This window comes from Aestuariibius sp. HNIBRBA575 (genome assembly GCF_040932005.1).
In the GTDB taxonomy this organism is placed as follows: domain Bacteria; phylum Pseudomonadota; class Alphaproteobacteria; order Rhodobacterales; family Rhodobacteraceae; genus CANLNM01.
This window is the reverse complement of sequence record NZ_CP162414.1, coordinates 1,334,163-1,351,145: the sequence shown is the minus strand read 5'-3', so window position 1 is coordinate 1,351,145 and position 16,983 is coordinate 1,334,163. Positions and strand designations below refer to the sequence as shown.

Below are 16,983 nucleotides of genomic sequence, written 5' to 3'. Positions count from 1 at the left end.
TGTTGTGACAATTTTTTGGCCCGGCGCATCCCTGCGCCGGGCTATTGCGTTAAAACTTGGGTTCAATCCAAGTTTAGGCCTTGGCATGTACCGGAACGGGCTGCGTAGGCATATGGGTCGGCACATGAGGCGTCACAGTCGGCATAATCCGATCCGCGTGCATCTTCATCACCGCATAGCGATGCCCATCCTCAGAATTTGTATAAGGCTTGCACATCAGTTCAGCTTTGTAGCCGATCGATTTCAGCGACCGCAGCAACCACAGGTTGGACAGCGACATCAATTCTGTCGCACCTTCTGCCAGCGCCATTTCCACCAACCCTTCGCAGATCAGTTTCAGGCATTCGGTCCGCTCAGACATTGTTTTCACATCTGGCGAAATCACCAAGCGGGTGCATTCCCACATATCCGGCGTCACGATTTCATGGTCGATCAGATCCGACGGGATGCCGGCAATTTTCCCGGTATAGGCATCGCGTAACATATAGGTGCTGTCGCCCCAGCGCGATGTGGTGGGCATGGCGCGCGCGCCCGCGATCACCTTGCCATCCTGCAAAACAATCGAATACCGCGCCTGAGGGTTATCATATTGATCCATCTCGACGGCATCGTCATGCGGGATCGTCCAATTTAACGTATCAACAAAGAACCGTTTCCGCAGAGCCAGGTAATCGAAATAGGCAGAACCATATTTGTGAAGATCAGACAGTTTCAGTGTGATGAATTCCATGGGTACTCTCCTTATTGGAGAGTCCATTAAGCCAGCCCACGCAATGGTTGTTAACGGTCTAGAAACAATCTTTGCCGATTGTTTCCATAATTTTGCAAATTATCACAAAAACGACATGCAATTGCTTGCGCTATATCAACTTAGACGTGTGTGCATTTTCCGCCAAAATGGCCGTACACAAATACAGGTACTCTTAGTATTTGCGGAAAACAGATTAACAAACAATTAATGCCGAATAACCAAAGTGATTCGCGGCTTAAATAGCGACAATACGGCTCAAATCAGGCCGAATTCATGGGCCCGCGTCGCCGCCTGAGCAGAGGTCTGAGCATGCAATTTCAGCTTTGCATTTTTCAGGCGCTGTTTGACCGCGCCTTCGGTCACCCCAATCTCAAACGCGATCTGTTTTAGACGCATTCCCTGTTTGACCATACCCAACGCTTCCAGTTCGGCGCGGGTCAAATTGGTCGGGGGGGCCATTTCCATATGGCGATAGGAAACATAGGCCGTCAGAGCTTTGATTTCGGGATCAGTGAATTCACGATCAGACCGCGCAAAGGACCCAAAACTACGTTGTCCTTCGGCATTGCCATCAAAACAGGAAATCGCAACCCCAAAGCGCAGCCCAAATGTGGCCGCCTGCCCCAGAACCTTACGGGGGTCTTCTAGGGGGCATTCGCTCCAACGGATTGCGCCGGTATTTGAATAGACCCACCGTATGATCGGGTCGAACAACATGAACCTTTGTTGCGTGTAGTGATCGATCCAACCGGCCGGAAAGGCATTGATTTCCGCCAGCGGAAACGCGAAGCCAACCCGCAGAGCGATATGATAGCCAGATGGTGAAATCTGCAGCAGATCACCTTCCTCTAGCTCTTTGCTCATACACAAACCCTCGATCTTGTCGCGACAGGCATTAACCATTTGTTCATCAAATAGCTAACCTTTGATTATGTTGTCACTGATACATTACTTTGATCATATCGCGACAGGCAACTAGAAAGCGAGTTAAAGGACCTGCACATGTCTATAGAATCCGACATCATGCCAGTCCTGAAGCGTATCGAGGATGCGAGCCCATCGGGGTTTGCCATCGCGTTTCATGTGACATTTACGACCCCCGATTTCCTGTTTCAGACCTATAGAAAGGACTGGATGGATTATTATTCAGAACACGGTTTGGTGATGCAAGACCCGGTTGTTCGCTGGGGCTTTTCCAATTTAGGCAAAGCTCGCTGGGCAGATTTTGAAGCCGAAGATGAGTTCGGAGTGCTTGAAAAGGCACGAGAATTTGGAATTGTCCATGGTTCCGCATATGCAATCGAAGAGGCAGGATCACGCAGTTTTGCCGGTTTTGCACGCGCGGATCGCGAATATACGGATGCCGAAATCGATGCATTGGCCAAAGATGTGGCGCATTTGCACAGGATCACCAGCCACGAAGGCAAGCTTACGCCTGATGCCAGATCGGCGTTGAAAAACATGTCCGTCAAATTCACGCATCCTGAACGGCGCCCCAATTAAGGCGCAGACAGGCGCGATAAATAAAATTCTACCTATGGTTGGAGCCGCTCTTTTTAGGGCGGCTTCAACTCTTTATTCACCAGCTTGCGCGAAAAAGAAGCGACTCAACGAACAGGCGCATGATGAATATGGCTGGCAATCTCGCTCTTCCTTCTAACGAACCCATGACCCGTAGCCGCAAGGCTGCATTGATTGTTCAGATGATGCTGGCGGATGGCCAGAAATTAGCGCTAGATTCCCTCCCCGAAGAACATCAATTGCGCCTCACCCACGAAGTGGCCGCTTTGCGCATGGTGGACAAGGCAACCATTGCCGCCGTCGCCGAAGAGTTTGTTCAGGAACTCAGCGAAGTGGGCCTGGCCCTGCCCGGCGGCCCCGCTGCGGCGGTTTCAGCGTTGGACGGCCAAATCAGCCCCACCGCCATGGCGCGTTTTCGCGAAGAAACCGGATCCGCAGCGACAGGTGACCCATGGCCACGCCTGATTGAAATGGAAGCCGACGAATTGATGCAAATTATGGAGGCAGAATGCACCGAAGTCTGCGCTGTGGTTCTGTCAAAACTCCCTGTTGGCAAAGCCGCGGAATTGTTGGGCCGCCTGCCCGGCGATAAGGCCCGCAGGATCGCCTATGGCGTTTCGCAAACCGGGGATATTGCCCCAACGGCTGTGCAGCGCATTGGCGGAGCCTTGGCCGAAACTTATGTTTCTGACAAAGTGACGGCCTTCCCTGCCCCGGCCGGCGCCCGCGTAGGGGCCATTTTGAATTCTACCAAATCAGAAACCCGCGAAGACGTACTCGAAGGGTTGAGCGAAGAGGATCCAAACTTTGCTCAGGAAGTGCGCAAAAACATCTTTACCTTCCCTGACATTGCGCTGCGATTGCAGCCCACCGATGTGGCCAAGGTGATCCGCTTGGTTGAAAATGACGAATTTGTCATTGCGCTCGCTTATGGCAATGCCGTGGGCGAAGCCAGCGCAGATTCCGTGACTTTCATGTTGGAAAACATCTCAAAACGGATGGCCAGCCAACTCGAAGAAGAAATGGCAGAACAGACCAAAATCAAGGCCTCTGTTGGCGAAGCGGCGCAAAACGCATTGATTTCAGCATTGCGGGATTGTGCGGAACGCGGTGAAATTACGCTGATCGACCCTGACGAAGAAGATGAGGAATGATCCCTCAGCCAAGAGGATGATGTGTTTTTCCAGCGTTTGATGGGCAACTCTCTCTGACCTGAGCTTGTACCCGGCACATCATCACACTATTTCTGTCAATAACGCGGATCACGGCGCGGGATCGTTTCAGGGCTGAAACGCATCACCCGGCACGGATCGCGCCCTGACAGGAATGGCCCAAATCGTGACCCACCCCCCCAAAAAATCAAAACCGGCTGATCCCTCATTGTCCTCAGAGCAGGCAGCGTCAGTTGGGTTTTCCGATTGGTTGACCGATCGCATGGCCCGTTCGGTGTTGGGGCTTGCGCTTGCGCTTCCTTATCGGTTTCGCCCGGGTTTTGTGGGTGGGTTTATCCGTTTGATCCTTGGGCCAATCGCTGGCTATCAAAAACGCGCCTTGTCCAACCTGTCCTACATTTTTCCAGACATGTCGCCCGCAGAACAGCGACGGATTGCCAAAGCGGCGATGGACAATGCGGGACGCACCTTGATTGAAAATTATTCAACCACCGATCTGGCGGCGCAAATGGCGCAGATGCAGGTCACTGGCCCCGGGCTTGACGCGATCAAAACCGCCAAAGAACAAGGGCAAGGCGTGATTTTTGTCACCGGGCATTACGGGAACTACGAAGCCCCGCGCCATGCGTTGCACCATTTGGGGTACAAAGTTGGCGGATTATACCGACCGATGGCCAATGTACTGTTTAATCAGCATTATGTTCGCACGATGGAAAGCGTGAGCGGCCCAATATTTGAACAGGGACGTCGGGGAACGATGGGGTTTGCACGTCACATCAAATCCGGCGGCATGGCGGTTTTGCTGTTTGATTTGTTTGACTGGCGCGGGAAATGGGTCGACTTTATGGGGCGGCCCAGCAAAACCGCGCTTTCTGCGGCCGAGCTCGCGTTGAAATTCAACGCAATTGTTGTGCCCTATTTTGGGATTCGCACAGAAACCGGGTTTCAAATTGTGATAGAGGCGCCGATCGATCACTCTGATGCGCAAACAATGACCCAAGATATGAGCCACAGGCTTGAACAACATATCCGCAATGATCCGGGTCAGTGGATGTGGTTTCATCGCCGTTGGAAAGAAAAGAAACCACACTGATTTAAATCGGGATCACCGCAAGATTTGCGCCGCTAAAATGCGTCCCGGGCCGGGTTCTTGGACAATCACGGCAACCCCTTGATCCCCGTCCACACGCACGCGGCGCTGCCAATCTGCGGCCCCGCCCCATTCACCGACAGCAGTCCAGGACGTGACAATATTCGCATAAGACAGGGTTTCCCCGGCATTTTCGCCCCGTTGAATTTCAACGGTTTGCTGGGGAATAAACCGAACGATCTGCACTACCGCGCCGTTGGGCAGCGTTTCCTCAGAGGCCGCGGTGATCTGAACCCGATTGTTTGTGCGCGTCAACGTCAGAGAGACGCCGTAATCCTGTGACGCATGGTTCATGATCTGTTGCGCGATTTCCATCGGCTTGGTTCCGACGATCAGCTCTTTGCCTGCAACCACCATTTGTGGTGTGTAAACAACGCTTTGCTCGGCGGCATGTGCATAGGCATATTGACGTTGTGTGTTCAACGGAGAGGCAAAAATGTCAGCCCAACCGATGTAATCCCAATAATCGACATGCAACGCCAAGGCGATAACATCATCGCGCGCCGCCAAATCATGCAGCATCGCATCCGCTGGCGGACAGGATGAACACCCTTGCGATGTATATAATTCGACCACAACCGGATGGGTTTCTGCCATTGCCGAACTCTGAGGGCCGATTCCCACACCAAATCCAAGACATGTCGTCGCAATCATTGCCTGCAAAATATGTTTCATACGTATCCCGTTTCTGCCCATTATCGGGCCCCCGGTTTTGGGTAGCCGATCCCGTCTTCAAACGCCAATCAAGGAATCGCGATTTTGTGTGACAATTGGCAATTCGGGCCAAAAGATTTAGATCAAATTGCTCAAAAAGAGCGGCCAAATGACGCGAAATCCGGCTTTTGTGTGCAATGGTATACAAAAAAACACAAAGCCCTCTTGATCGATACCTTTGCATCAGGCAAAAGCAGCGCGAACACCTTATTCATCAGCAAAGGGAGTGCCTAATGACCGTTACCGTAGGCCACGACACAGCCAAAACCCGCAAAACCCTGACCGTTGGCGATCAAAAGATCGCTTATTATTCGATCCCTGCCGCACAAGAGGCCGGTTTGGGTGATTTTTCCAAGCTTCCCGCCGCACTAAAAGTGGTTTTGGAAAACATGCTGCGTTTTGAAGACGACAAAACAGTTTCTGTCGACGACATCAAAGCATTTGCCGAATGGGGCACAAACGGGGGGAAAAACCCACGAGAGATCGCCTATCGTCCGGCCCGCGTGCTGATGCAGGATTTCACCGGTGTGCCTGCGGTTGTTGATCTGGCTGCGATGCGTGACGGGATCGTAGCATTGGGCGGCGACGCCCAGATGATTAACCCGCTGAACCCGGTTGATCTGGTCATCGACCACTCGGTTATGATTGATGAATTCGGCAATCCACGCGCGTTCCAAATGAACGTGGACCGCGAATATGAACGTAATATGGAACGCTACACATTCCTGAAATGGGGTCAAAAAGCGTTTAACAATTTCCGTGTTGTGCCTCCGGGAACCGGGATTTGTCACCAGGTGAACCTGGAGTATCTGTCCCAGACCGTTTGGACAGATGCAGACCAAAACGGCGAACAGGTGGCTTATCCTGATACGCTGGTTGGGACAGACAGCCACACAACCATGGTCAACGCAGCGGCCGTTCTGGGCTGGGGCGTTGGTGGCATCGAAGCCGAAGCCGCGATGCTGGGTCAGCCGATTTCCATGTTGATCCCCGAAGTCATCGGCTTTGAGCTGACAGGCGCGATGATGGAAGGCACAACCGGGACCGATCTGGTTCTGAAAGTTGTGGAAATGCTGCGCGCCAAAGGCGTTGTTGGTAAATTCGTCGAGTTCTACGGCGCTGGCTTGGACAGCTTGCCGCTGGCGGATCGGGCAACCATCGCCAACATGGCCCCTGAATATGGCGCGACCTGTGGTTTCTTCCCAATTGATGACGAAACCATCCGGTACCTGACCAATACGGGCCGCGACACGGATCGCGTCGCCTTGGTCGAAGCCTATGCCAAAGCCAACGGTTTCTGGCGTGATGCGGATTATGCCCCCATCTACACAGACACCCTGCATCTGGATATGGGCAGCATCGTCCCTGCGATTTCCGGGCCAAAACGCCCACAGGATTATGTCGCACTGACCGAAGGCCAGAACGCATTCCGCAAAGAAATGGAAGAGACGTTTAAGCGCCCTATGGGCAAAGAAGTGGCCGTCGCAGGCGAAGATTACACGATGGAAAGCGGCAAGGTTGTGATTGCGTCGATCACATCCTGTACCAACACGTCCAACCCATATGTCATGATCGGCGCGGGTCTGGTGGCACGCAAAGCTGCCGCTTTGGGTCTGAACCGCAAACCTTGGGTGAAAACATCACTGGCCCCCGGGTCGCAGGTTGTTTCCGCCTATCTAGAAGCCGCAGATCTGCAAAAAGATCTGGATTCGATTGGCTTTAACCTTGTGGGTTATGGCTGCACGACCTGTATCGGCAACTCTGGTCCGATCCAAAAAGAACTGTCCAAGGCCATCGCCGAAGGCGATCTGGTTGCGACATCTGTTCTGTCAGGTAACCGCAACTTTGAAGGTCGGATTTCCCCTGATGTGCGCGCCAACTATCTGGCCTCGCCGCCATTGGTTGTGGCTTATGCATTGGCCGGGACATTGGACATCAATCTGGCAACGGACGTGATCGGACAAGACAAAGACGGCAACGACGTCTACCTGAAAGACATCTGGCCAACCACCAAAGAAGTGGCGGATCTGGTGCAGGAAACTGTGACCCGCGAAGCGTTCCTCGAAAAATATGCGGACGTGTTCAAAGGCGACGAAAAATGGCAGGCCGTCGAAGTGACCGGTGACGAAACATATGATTGGCCAACTGCGTCGACATATGTTCAGAACCCCCCCTATTTCCAAGGCATGTCCAAGGAACCGGGTGTGATCACCAATGTCGAAGACGCCAAAGTTCTGGCCGTTTTGGGCGACATGATCACCACTGACCACATTTCCCCTGCTGGTTCGTTCAAAGACACCACACCCGCCGGTCAGTATCTGACCGAACGTCAGGTTCCAGCCCGCGAATTCAACTCTTATGGGTCCCGTCGCGGCAACCACCAAGTGATGATGCGCGGCACATTCGCCAACATTCGCATTAAAAACGAAATGTTGGATGGGGTCGAAGGCGGCTACACCAAAGGCCCGGATGGCGCGCAGACATCGATCTATGACGCATCCATGGCCTACCAAGAAGCCGGCACGCCGCTGGTGATCTTTGGTGGTGAGCAATACGGTGCGGGGTCATCCCGTGACTGGGCTGCCAAAGGCACAGCCCTGTTAGGTGTCAAAGCTGTGATCGCAGAAAGCTTTGAACGTATCCACCGATCCAACCTGGTTGGCATGGGGGTGATCCCGTTCGAATTCACCGGGGGCGACAGCCGCAAATCACTGGGTCTGACCGGTGATGAAACGGTCTCGATCAGCGGTCTGGACACAATCCAACCTCTGCAAGACGTGCCATGCACCATCACCCGCCCTGACGGCGAAGTGTTGGAAATTGCGCTGAAATGTCGGATCGATACAGCGATTGAAATCGAATATATCGAACATGGCGGCGTGCTGCATTACGTTCTGCGTAATCTGGCTGCGTCCTAAATTCACGATATGAAATGATGCATTGGCGCGCCCTTCGGGGCGCGCCTTTTGTATGAAAACCATTGTTGGACGTGCAACTCGCACGAAAAACCACACGCGCGCATGCGCCTCGGCAACAGCCAAGGTTACGCAGCTAAATTAGCCTGAGTTTGGTTTATTGATGTGCGGCAGCTTCGGCCAATGCGGGTCGAATTTTGCGATCAACCGCGCCGTTGATGGGGCCGGGGAATTTCAGGATCACGGTTCCATCGCCCGCAATCACAAACGTTTCCGGTAATGCGACCACACCCCAATCAATGCTTTGACGTCCATTGCTGTCGACGGTCACCCCAGTATAGGGATTGCCCCCTTCGGCAAGGAATTCCAGCGCATCAGCAGTGGCGTCTTTGTTATTCACCCCATAAATCGGAATGCCCTCAGCGGCCAGATCCATCAACAAAGGATGTTCGGCGCGACAGGGCGGGCACCAGCTGGCGAAAAAGTTAACGATTTTGACGTTGCCATCCGCCAATGTGGCCGAGTCAAATGTCGGTATGTCCGCCAGCGCAACCGGTTCAATCGCCGGGGCGGGTTGGCCGATAAATGTGGATGGCAAATCACCCGGATTTTCACGCAGCATGCCAGCCGCGAACAGTCCAGCCATACCGGCAAAAATGGCGGGCGGCAGTAACATCAATGGGGAAAATTTAGCCATCTGCGCGGTCTCCTTCGATGGCGCGCAATGCGGCTCTGGCCTTACGAGAGGCACGAACAGACATCACCACCAACCCCACCAAAAGAGCTGCGGACAGCCCATATGCCGATAAAACTTCGGCGGCGTATTTTCCTAGATCAGGCATGAACTTTCCTTAGTTTCGACCGGTGCGCGCAATCAATGCGCGCGCACGACGGATGCGAATTTCTGTTTGGGTCCGTAAAAAAACCAGCCCGACAAACAACAGGACAAACCCTGCAATGGACAGCAAAAGCGGGTGATAAAACACGTCTGCAACATTTTCTTCGGCATCCAGCGATAAGGATGCGCCTTGGTGCAGACCTTGGTTCCAGAAATTGACCGCGTACCGGGACAGCATCGCAAAAACCGATCCGACGATGCATAAAACAGAGGTCAGATCCGCGGCTGTGTCCGGGTCATCAATCGCCGCCCAAAGCGCTAAGTACCCAAGATAAAACAGAAATAGGATCAGAAACGACGTCAGGCGCGGATCCCAGGCCCACCATGTCCCCCACATGGGTTGCCCCCAGATCGCGCCGGTGACCAACGCAATAAGCGTCATGACGATCCCAATCGGTGCCGCCGCTTTGGCAGCCAGGGCGCTGACATGGTGACGCCGGACCAGCCAAATCAGCGACGTGACCAGCATCATCGCCCAAACGTTAATGGCCATCATGGCCGACGGGACATGCAGATAGATTATTTTGACGGTTGATCCCTGTCGGTAATCGTCTGGTGTGAAAAAGAACCCCCAGATCAGGGACACGGCCAAACACGCAAAGGCTGCGCCAAACAGCCACGGGATCAACGGCGTGGTTGTGGCGATAAACTTCTTTGGATTTGCATATTCCCAAATCGACATATGATCTGCTTAGCCTTCTAAATGGATGTGCTCAAGGGTCATCACCTTAGATTGATCCGCAGCGCCGCCGCTGAGGCAAAAGGCAGCAGCGCGATGGTTCCGGCAGTGATGCCCGCGATCATCAAAAGTGGTGTATTGGCGTCCAACCCTTCGGCGCCGCGGCGCACGGATTCAGCGCCAAAAATCAGGGTGGGTATATAAAGCGGCAGCACCAAGAGCGACAATAACAGCCCCCCCCGACGTAGCCCAACCGTTAACGCCGCCCCAAATGTGCCGATCATCGACAGGGTCGGTGTGCCCAGCAACAATGAAAGCAACAGGTAGACATAGGCGTTTGGGTCCAGATTTAACAAAAAGCCCAATGCAGGCGCGGCCAAGGTCAGGGGGAATCCGGTGGTGATCCAATGGGCCAATGCCTTGATCAACGCGACCGCCTCAAGTGGGAGGGGCGACGTGGCAAGCAGCGGCAATGCGCCGTCTTCATAGTCCAGCGCAAATATCCGGTCCAATGACAAGAGCGCCGCCAGAAGCGCTGCTACCCAAAGGATTCCGGGCGCAATACGGGTGAGGATCGCGGCCTCGGGTCCCACACCAAACGGGACCAGAACCACCACGATCAGAAAAAACGCCAGTCCCAGCCCAAATCCGCCCCCGGCTCGCACGGCCAGCCGCAGATCCCGCACCAAAAGCGCAATCACAGGAAAACCTCGTCGCTGCCACCGCCTGTTTCTGGATCGGCCTTAAAGGGACCAAGCTCTAGTTCAGGCGCGTCCAAGCCCAGATCAATATGTGTCGCAATCACCGCGATACCGCCCTGCCCCAGATGTCTGTCCCGCAGGAAATCAGCAAATAGATTCACCGAAAACCGGTCCAGCGACACGGTTGGTTCGTCCAAAAACAGGATTTTACGGCCAATAACGCCCAGCCGGGCCAGACCCAGTCGACGTTTTTGCCCGGCAGACAAAGTCGCCGCAGGTCGGTCACGCAAATCTGTCAGATCAAAGGTTTCAAACACATGGTCAGGTAAAGGCTGGCCATAAATATCCGCCCAGAATGTCAGGTTTTCTGTCACGCTAAGCGCCGATTTGATCCCGTCGGCGTGGCTGGCATAGGCGGATTCTGTGTCATCCATATCGATCTGGCCAGAAATCGCAGGTTGCAGCCCCGCCAAGGTGCGCAGCAACGTGGTTTTGCCAATTCCGTTGGCTCCGCGCAGGATCAGGGCCTGACCCGCATCCAGCGCAAACGACACATCAGCCAAGACAGGGACGCCGCCGCGTGCACAGGTCAGATTTTGGACATTCAACATCATAAACGACGCCTAACCTATTCACGTATCTGAGGAAAGTGACATGGATCAAAGGCAGCGATCAAATGTAGGGTTCACGCGCTTTTGGCAGGTCCTTTTGTGCCCATCAAAGCGGCAGCAACGCGACCCCAACCCGACGTCCTTCGGATAATAGCACATTATAGGTGCGTGCCGCCGTGGGCGATGCCATGCCTTCGACGTTTAATCCCGCCTCTTCTAGGGTGGTTTTAAACCCATTGGGCAGATGCGCCATTTCTGCGCCCATTCCGATAAACAGCACATCCAGATCATCCAGCGCGGCGATCAATGTGGCTGTGTCATCATATCCCCCCCACGCGACAACGCCGCTGGGCAGGACGGCATGTGGACCGTTAAACACGTCGCCACCGACCCGGAAAAACCCGGGGCCGTAGCCATCAATTGGCAGATTGCCATTATAGCTGATTTCGTTCAGGCGCATTGTTCCCCCTTAGCCCCAAAAGGGCAATCCAATCACCGCAGACCCCGCGATCAGCGTATAGGCCGTATAGCGAAAAACGCGTTCTTTGTCGGGCCTAAATAGCGCAGCTCCGCTGAGGTTGCCAAGCAGATAGGGCACCGACAGGATCAACCCCAAAACCATATGCGTCCAAGATATCGTTGTCTGGATCAACAGCATGATCAGCAACAAAATATCATACCCGTATAAGTAAAATGTGGTGTTGGCGCGGATCACGTTGGGGGGATGGGGCGAAGCCATGTAGACAAAGATCACCGGCGGCCCCGGAATGCCGGCCACACCGCCTAAGAACCCGGCCGCCATGCCTGTCCCAACCACTGCCGGGCCGGGCAATGTGCCATGATAGCGCCAGCCTCCGATCAACCCGGCCAGCATCACCAATGCCACAACGGACACGATGAACCGGAACATATCCGGCGACAATACCAGCAATGTGGCGATCCCAATCGGCAATGCGATCACCGTTCCGATCAATAGCCGGGTCAGATCCTTGCGATGGACGTCTTTGGCGACCTTGGGCAGCAGGGGCAGCGGGCCAAACAGGTCAATGACCACCAATGTCATCAATGCTTGGATCGGGGAAAGGAACAATGCCGCGATCGGCAGGTATATCATCGCCGTGCCAAACCCGACAAATCCACGGATCATCCCCGCCAGAAAGGCGGCACCGGACAGGATCATCAGATCATATATCGGAAAAGAAAGGATCGTCATGCACGTACCCTGCCCCACAAACAAAGACCCCGCCAGTGCCAGATGGCAGAGCGGGGTCGGTCCAGTTTCGGTTTTGACGCAATCGGTTAGGCGTCGATATTGCTGAATTGATTGCCTGCGGTTGGCGCTTGTTTTGACCAATCACGTTTGACACCAAGACGCAGCAAAATCGTCGAGGCCACAAAGACCGACGAATAGGTCCCGACAATCACGCCCCAGATCATGGCAAACACAAAGCCGCGGATCACATCACCACCCAACACATAGAGCGCAATCAGCGCCAGCAATGTGGTGACCGATGTCATGACCGTCCGGGCCAATGTTTCGTTTATCGACAGGTTCAAAACGGCCGACAGGTCCATCTTTTTATACTTGCGCAGGTTTTCACGCACCCGGTCAAACACCACCACCGTATCGTTCAGCGAATAGCCGACGATCGTCAGCAACGCCGCGATAATGGCCTGATCAAACGGAATGCGCAGTAGGCTGAACACCCCGATGGTCAACACAACATCGTGCACCAAGGCCGCAACAGCACCCAAGGCGAACTGCCATTCGAACCGCAGCCAGATATAGACCAGCACCGCCGCCACAGCCAAAGCCACGGCCTTGATCGCGGTGACAATCAATTCGCCAGACACGGTAGGGCCGACGCTTTCGACGGATGAGAACGGCAATTTCAGCCCTTCATCCACAGCGCTCAGGGCGGTTTCGACCGCAGTGATCATATCGTTTTCAACCGATTCATCACCTGCCTGCGCCTGAATGGAAATCGAGGCGACGTTTTTGTCCGGGCCAAAGGTAACGTCGAACACCTCGGTGATGGTCACATCCCCCAGTTCCAACGCATCCAACGCAGCGCGGTATTGTGCAACATCAATTGGTTTCGTGGATTCCGACCGGATGGTTGTCCCGCCTTTGAAATCGATCCCGACATTCAGACCTTGGGTGCCGAAAGAAGCGATAGACACAACAATAAACAGCAAAGACGCCCCGATGGTGATTTTCCAACGGCTGAAGAAATCCCATTTCGTATCTTTGGGAACCAAATGCAAAGCGCGGCCCTGCAGGACGGTTTTTGGACGACGGCGTTCGAAATACATCACCACCAACAGACGTGTGACATAGATCGCGGTGAACACCGATGTGATGATCCCAAAGGCCAGCGTGATGGCGAACCCTTTGACCGCGCCGGACCCCATGATGAACAGGATCGCGGCGGTGATGAATGTGGTGATATTGGCGTCAACGATGGCCGACAGGGCCTTTTCATAGCCAAGATCAATCGCCCGTGCCGCGCCTTTTGAATTTTTGATTTCCTCGCGGATCCGTTCAAACACCAGCACATTGGCATCCACCGCCATGCCGATGGTCAACACGATCCCGGCAATGCCCGGCAAGGTCAGCGTCGCGCCAACCATGGACAACAGGCCAAAGATCAGGCCAACGTTGATGATCAACGCGATATTGGCGAAAACCCCAAACAGACCGTAGCTGAGGAACATGAACACCAGCACAGCGCCAAACGCCACCAAACAGGCCAGCGTGCCTGCATCGATGCTGTCTTGGCCCAGCTCTGGCCCAATGGTGCGCTCTTCGAGAAAGGTCAGCTCTGCAGGCAGGGCCCCTGCCCGCAGCAGGATCGCCAGATTGGTGCTTTCTTCGACGTTGAAATCACCGGTGATAATGCCGGATCCGCCGGGAATATGGTCATTGATGCGCGGGGCGCTGATGACTTCGCCATCCAACACAATCGCAAAGGGTGACCCGATATTTTCGGCGGTGTAGTCGCCAAATTTACGTGCACCCGTTGGATTAAACCGGAAATTCACCGCAGGACGGCCATTTTGGTCAAATGCAGGCTGCGCATCAACCAGCTCTTCTCCGGTTACAACGGGGTTCTTTTCAAGGATATAGAACACACCCTCTTCGTTCTGGCTGGGCAGAATTTCATTGCCCGATCCGGGCGCATCATCGGGGTTGCCCGTGCGACCCACCACAGGTTGGAACGTCAATTGCGCCGTGGTGCCAATGATTTCTTTGATTTCTTCTGCCGAACCAACACCGGGCACCTGGATCAAAATTCGATCTGCGCCTTGGCGTTGAATATTTGGCTCACGCGTGCCGACTTCGTCGATCCGACGGCGGATGATTTCCAACGCTTGCAACACAGTGCGGTTGTCGGTGGCGGCGCGTTCAACATCGGACAGGGTTACGCTGATTTCATCGCCGTTGATCGACACATCAATGTCAGACGATCCCGCCCCGGTCAGGGATACAACCGGTTGCGCCAATCCGCGGACCAGTTCCAGTGCGCGGGTCGCACCGTCAATATTGGAAAATTTGACCAGCAACACATCTGGTGCGCTGTCTTCGCGGGTGACAAAACCGACGGTGTCACGTTCAGCCGCCAGCACATCACGCACTTCGGGCCACATCGCTTCCATGCGTTGGGCATAGACATCTTCGACCTGAACTTCGGCCAGCAATTGCGCCCCGCCGCGCAGATCCAGCCCCAAATTCACCAGATTATCTGGCAAAAACGACGGCCACTGGGCAGCCTGTGCTTCCAACTCGGGGGATGTGATCCCGGCTTCGATCGACGCTTCGGCATCGTTGGATTGTTCTACGGTGGTGTAAAACCCGTTTGGCGCGGCAAAGGCCAAGCCCACAATCACCGTTAGCCAAATGGCAATGCGTTTCCAAAGGTCGATTTGTAACATGTCTTGCTATCCCTGAAAGACAAAAAGGGCAGGACAACGTTGGTCCCACCCGAAAAAATACGCCCGGCGAAAATGGCCGGGCGCGTCAACTTAGCTGGCTGCTGGTTCGGTCTTATTCAGAACCTGAACGATGGTTGACCGCACGATGCGCACATTCACACCGGCTGCGATTTCCACTTCAACTTCGTTATCTTCTTTGACTTTGATAACTTTGCCCAGCACGCCGCCTTGGGTTACGATCTGATCGCCACGACGCAGAGCGGCCACCATGGCCTGATGCTCTTTGACCTTTTTTTGCTGCGGACGGATCAGCAAGAAATACATGATTGCAAAGATCAGTATCAGTGGGACGAATTGGCCAAAGGCTTCCATGGATATCCTCATTTATCAGGCGGGTCCCCCCGCAAAAGTCGGGGCACGTTAATTCGCGAAACCCAGAAGTGCAACGTGAGTCGGTGCAATACCTGCCTTCATGTGGGGGCAATTTGCACTGAAACAATGGATCACAAGACTTCTGACACTTTCTAGGGGTATCAGGGCGGGACTTTTCCCTTTCCCCCTATGCCGTGTTGGGGCATATCAAACGCGCAAACAACCCAGAGGACAAACCGATGCATGACATCAAATCCATTCGTGAAAATCCGGCCGCTTTTGATGCGGCGCTGTCGCGTCGTGGGCTTGAAAATCCGTCATCTGAGGTTTTGAAGCTGGATGAATCCCGGCGAGCCAAAATTCAGGCCGCCGAAACCGCCAAGGCCGACGCCAACAAAGCGTCCAAAGAAGTGGGTGCCGCCAAGGGCCGTGGCGATGAGGCCGAATTTGAACGTCTGCGTGCGCTGGTCGCCGAGAAAAAGGCCGACATTGCCCGCCTGAACGACGAAGCCAAAGCCGAAGACGTGGCGCTGAATGATCTGCTGATGGGCCTACCCAACCTGCCCTATGATGATATCCCGGATGGCGCAGACGAAGCCGACAATGTGGAAATCGCCCGTTGGGGAAGCCCGCGCAACTTGGATTTCGATCCGGTTGAACATTACGACATCCCCGCCGTTCAGGGGGGCATGGATTTCGAAACCGCCGCCAAATTGTCCGGCAGCCGCTTTGTGCTGTTGTCCGGGTCCATCGCCCGTCTGCACCGCGCGCTGGCCCAGATGATGCTGGACACACATGTGGACGAAAACGGCCTGACCGAAACCATCACCCCCGTTTTGGTGCGCGAAGACATGATGTATGGCACCGGCCAGCTGCCAAAATTTGGCGAAGACAGCTATAAAACCACAAATGGCTGGTGGCTGATCCCAACGGCTGAGGTCACATTGACCAATATTGTCAACGGCTTGACCGTTAATCATGATTACCTGCCTCGCCGCTATGTGGCCCACACAAACTGTTTCCGTTCCGAAGCAGGCAGTGCCGGGCGCGACACATCAGGCATGTTGCGTCAGCACCAATTTGAAAAGGTTGAAATGGTGTCGGTCACACATCCGGATCAATCCGACGCGGAACATCTGCGCATGACCAAATGCGCCGAAGGTATTCTGGAAAAGCTGGACCTGCCCTATCGCACAGTGGTGTTGTGCACGGGCGATATGGGCGCCGGTGCGCGTCGCACCCACGACATCGAAGTCTGGCTGCCCGGTCAAAACGCCTATCGTGAAATCAGTTCGATTTCGACCTGTGGCGATTACCAAGCCCGCCGGATGAATGCCCGCTTTAAGCCTGAGGATGGCGGCAAGCCACAATTCCTGCACACGTTGAACGGGTCAGGGCTGGCTGTTGGGCGCTGCTTAATCGCCGTGTTGGAAAACGGCCAACAAGCGGATGGATCCGTTGACTTACCTGCCGCGTTGCATGGTTATCTGGGTGGCAAAACCAAGATCACCCCAGACGGCAAATTGGCCTAAATCGCCACAATAGCGGCGGGGTCCCTCGCCG

At 54.4% G+C, this 16,983-nt stretch carries 17 protein-coding genes; 5 read left to right on the top strand and 12 right to left on the bottom strand.

Annotated elements, in window-relative coordinates; all coding sequences use genetic code 11:
• Positions 1 to 73: 73 nt before the first annotated feature.
• The gene (locus AB1F12_RS06830; RefSeq protein ID WP_368187582.1) at positions 74 to 730 is read right to left on the bottom strand and encodes an acyl-homoserine-lactone synthase; all 657 of its coding nucleotides are present in this window, start codon (positions 728 to 730) and stop codon (positions 74 to 76) included.
• Between the two features lie 276 nt (positions 731 to 1,006).
• A complete protein-coding gene (locus AB1F12_RS06825) occupies positions 1,007 to 1,615 on the bottom strand; it encodes an autoinducer binding domain-containing protein (RefSeq protein WP_368187579.1) in 609 nt (202 codons plus the stop codon).
• A 138-nt stretch (positions 1,616 to 1,753) separates the two neighbouring features.
• Here AB1F12_RS06825 and AB1F12_RS06820 point away from each other — a divergent pair, with 138 nt between their 5' ends.
• From AB1F12_RS06820 to AB1F12_RS06810, 3 genes are all read left to right on the top strand, one after another.
• The gene (locus AB1F12_RS06820) at positions 1,754 to 2,254 is read left to right on the top strand and encodes an autoinducer binding domain-containing protein (RefSeq protein ID WP_368187577.1); all 501 of its coding nucleotides are present in this window, start codon (positions 1,754 to 1,756) and stop codon (positions 2,252 to 2,254) included.
• A 119-nt stretch (positions 2,255 to 2,373) separates the two neighbouring features.
• Positions 2,374 to 3,426, top strand: coding sequence for a FliG C-terminal domain-containing protein (locus tag AB1F12_RS06815; RefSeq protein ID WP_368187575.1), 1,053 nt, complete (start codon positions 2,374 to 2,376; stop codon positions 3,424 to 3,426).
• A gap of 184 nt (positions 3,427 to 3,610) precedes the next feature.
• On the top strand, positions 3,611 to 4,537 hold the full coding sequence (locus tag AB1F12_RS06810) for a lysophospholipid acyltransferase family protein (protein ID WP_368187573.1): 927 nt from the start codon (positions 3,611 to 3,613) through the stop codon (positions 4,535 to 4,537).
• A gap of 12 nt (positions 4,538 to 4,549) precedes the next feature.
• Here the strand turns inward: AB1F12_RS06810 and AB1F12_RS06805 are convergent, their stop codons facing one another.
• Complete coding sequence (locus AB1F12_RS06805) at positions 4,550 to 5,269, bottom strand: DUF1223 domain-containing protein (protein WP_368187571.1); 720 nt, start codon at positions 5,267 to 5,269, stop codon at positions 4,550 to 4,552.
• Positions 5,270 to 5,541: 272 nt separating this feature from the next.
• Between AB1F12_RS06805 and acnA the strand changes: the two genes are divergently transcribed.
• On the top strand, positions 5,542 to 8,226 hold the full coding sequence (gene acnA, locus AB1F12_RS06800; RefSeq protein WP_368187569.1) for an aconitate hydratase AcnA: 2,685 nt from the start codon (positions 5,542 to 5,544) through the stop codon (positions 8,224 to 8,226).
• Between the two features lie 154 nt (positions 8,227 to 8,380).
• On the opposite strand, the gene AB1F12_RS06795 is transcribed toward acnA, so the two are convergent.
• The 9 genes from AB1F12_RS06795 to yajC form a co-directional block, all read right to left on the bottom strand.
• The gene (locus AB1F12_RS06795; protein ID WP_368187567.1) at positions 8,381 to 8,920 is read right to left on the bottom strand and encodes a DsbE family thiol:disulfide interchange protein; all 540 of its coding nucleotides are present in this window, start codon (positions 8,918 to 8,920) and stop codon (positions 8,381 to 8,383) included.
• Entirely contained in the window at positions 8,913 to 9,065 is a 153-nt protein-coding gene (gene ccmD, locus AB1F12_RS06790) for a heme exporter protein CcmD (protein WP_368187565.1), read from the bottom strand. The genes AB1F12_RS06795 and ccmD overlap by 8 nt, the downstream gene beginning before the upstream one ends.
• Positions 9,066 to 9,074: 9 nt before the next feature.
• Entirely contained in the window at positions 9,075 to 9,803 is a 729-nt protein-coding gene (locus AB1F12_RS06785; protein WP_368187563.1) for a heme ABC transporter permease, read from the bottom strand.
• 41 nt (positions 9,804 to 9,844) lie between these two features.
• Positions 9,845 to 10,501, bottom strand: coding sequence for a heme exporter protein CcmB (gene ccmB / locus AB1F12_RS06780; RefSeq protein WP_368187562.1), 657 nt, complete (start codon positions 10,499 to 10,501; stop codon positions 9,845 to 9,847).
• Positions 10,498 to 11,112, bottom strand: a complete 615-nt coding sequence (ccmA, locus tag AB1F12_RS06775; RefSeq protein WP_368188299.1) for a heme ABC exporter ATP-binding protein CcmA — start codon at positions 11,110 to 11,112, stop codon at positions 10,498 to 10,500. Before ccmA ends, ccmB begins: the two co-directional genes overlap by 4 nt.
• Before the next feature lie 106 nt (positions 11,113 to 11,218).
• Complete coding sequence (locus tag AB1F12_RS06770) at positions 11,219 to 11,572, bottom strand: Mth938-like domain-containing protein (RefSeq protein ID WP_368187559.1); 354 nt, start codon at positions 11,570 to 11,572, stop codon at positions 11,219 to 11,221.
• Positions 11,573 to 11,581: 9 nt separating this feature from the next.
• Positions 11,582 to 12,325 (bottom strand): sulfite exporter TauE/SafE family protein, encoded by a 744-nt coding sequence (locus AB1F12_RS06765; RefSeq protein ID WP_368187557.1) that lies wholly within the window; start codon positions 12,323 to 12,325, stop codon positions 11,582 to 11,584.
• 86 nt (positions 12,326 to 12,411) lie between these two features.
• Positions 12,412 to 15,048 (bottom strand): protein translocase subunit SecD, encoded by a 2,637-nt coding sequence (secD, locus tag AB1F12_RS06760; RefSeq protein WP_368187554.1) that lies wholly within the window; start codon positions 15,046 to 15,048, stop codon positions 12,412 to 12,414.
• A 90-nt stretch (positions 15,049 to 15,138) separates the two neighbouring features.
• Positions 15,139 to 15,420 (bottom strand): preprotein translocase subunit YajC, encoded by a 282-nt coding sequence (yajC, locus tag AB1F12_RS06755; protein WP_368187552.1) that lies wholly within the window; start codon positions 15,418 to 15,420, stop codon positions 15,139 to 15,141.
• 239 nt (positions 15,421 to 15,659) lie between these two features.
• Here yajC and serS point away from each other — a divergent pair, with 239 nt between their 5' ends.
• Positions 15,660 to 16,952: a serine--tRNA ligase gene (gene serS, locus AB1F12_RS06750; RefSeq protein ID WP_368187550.1), complete on the top strand. Its 1,293-nt coding sequence runs from the start codon at positions 15,660 to 15,662 to the stop codon at positions 16,950 to 16,952.
• Positions 16,953 to 16,983 lie beyond the last annotated feature (31 nt).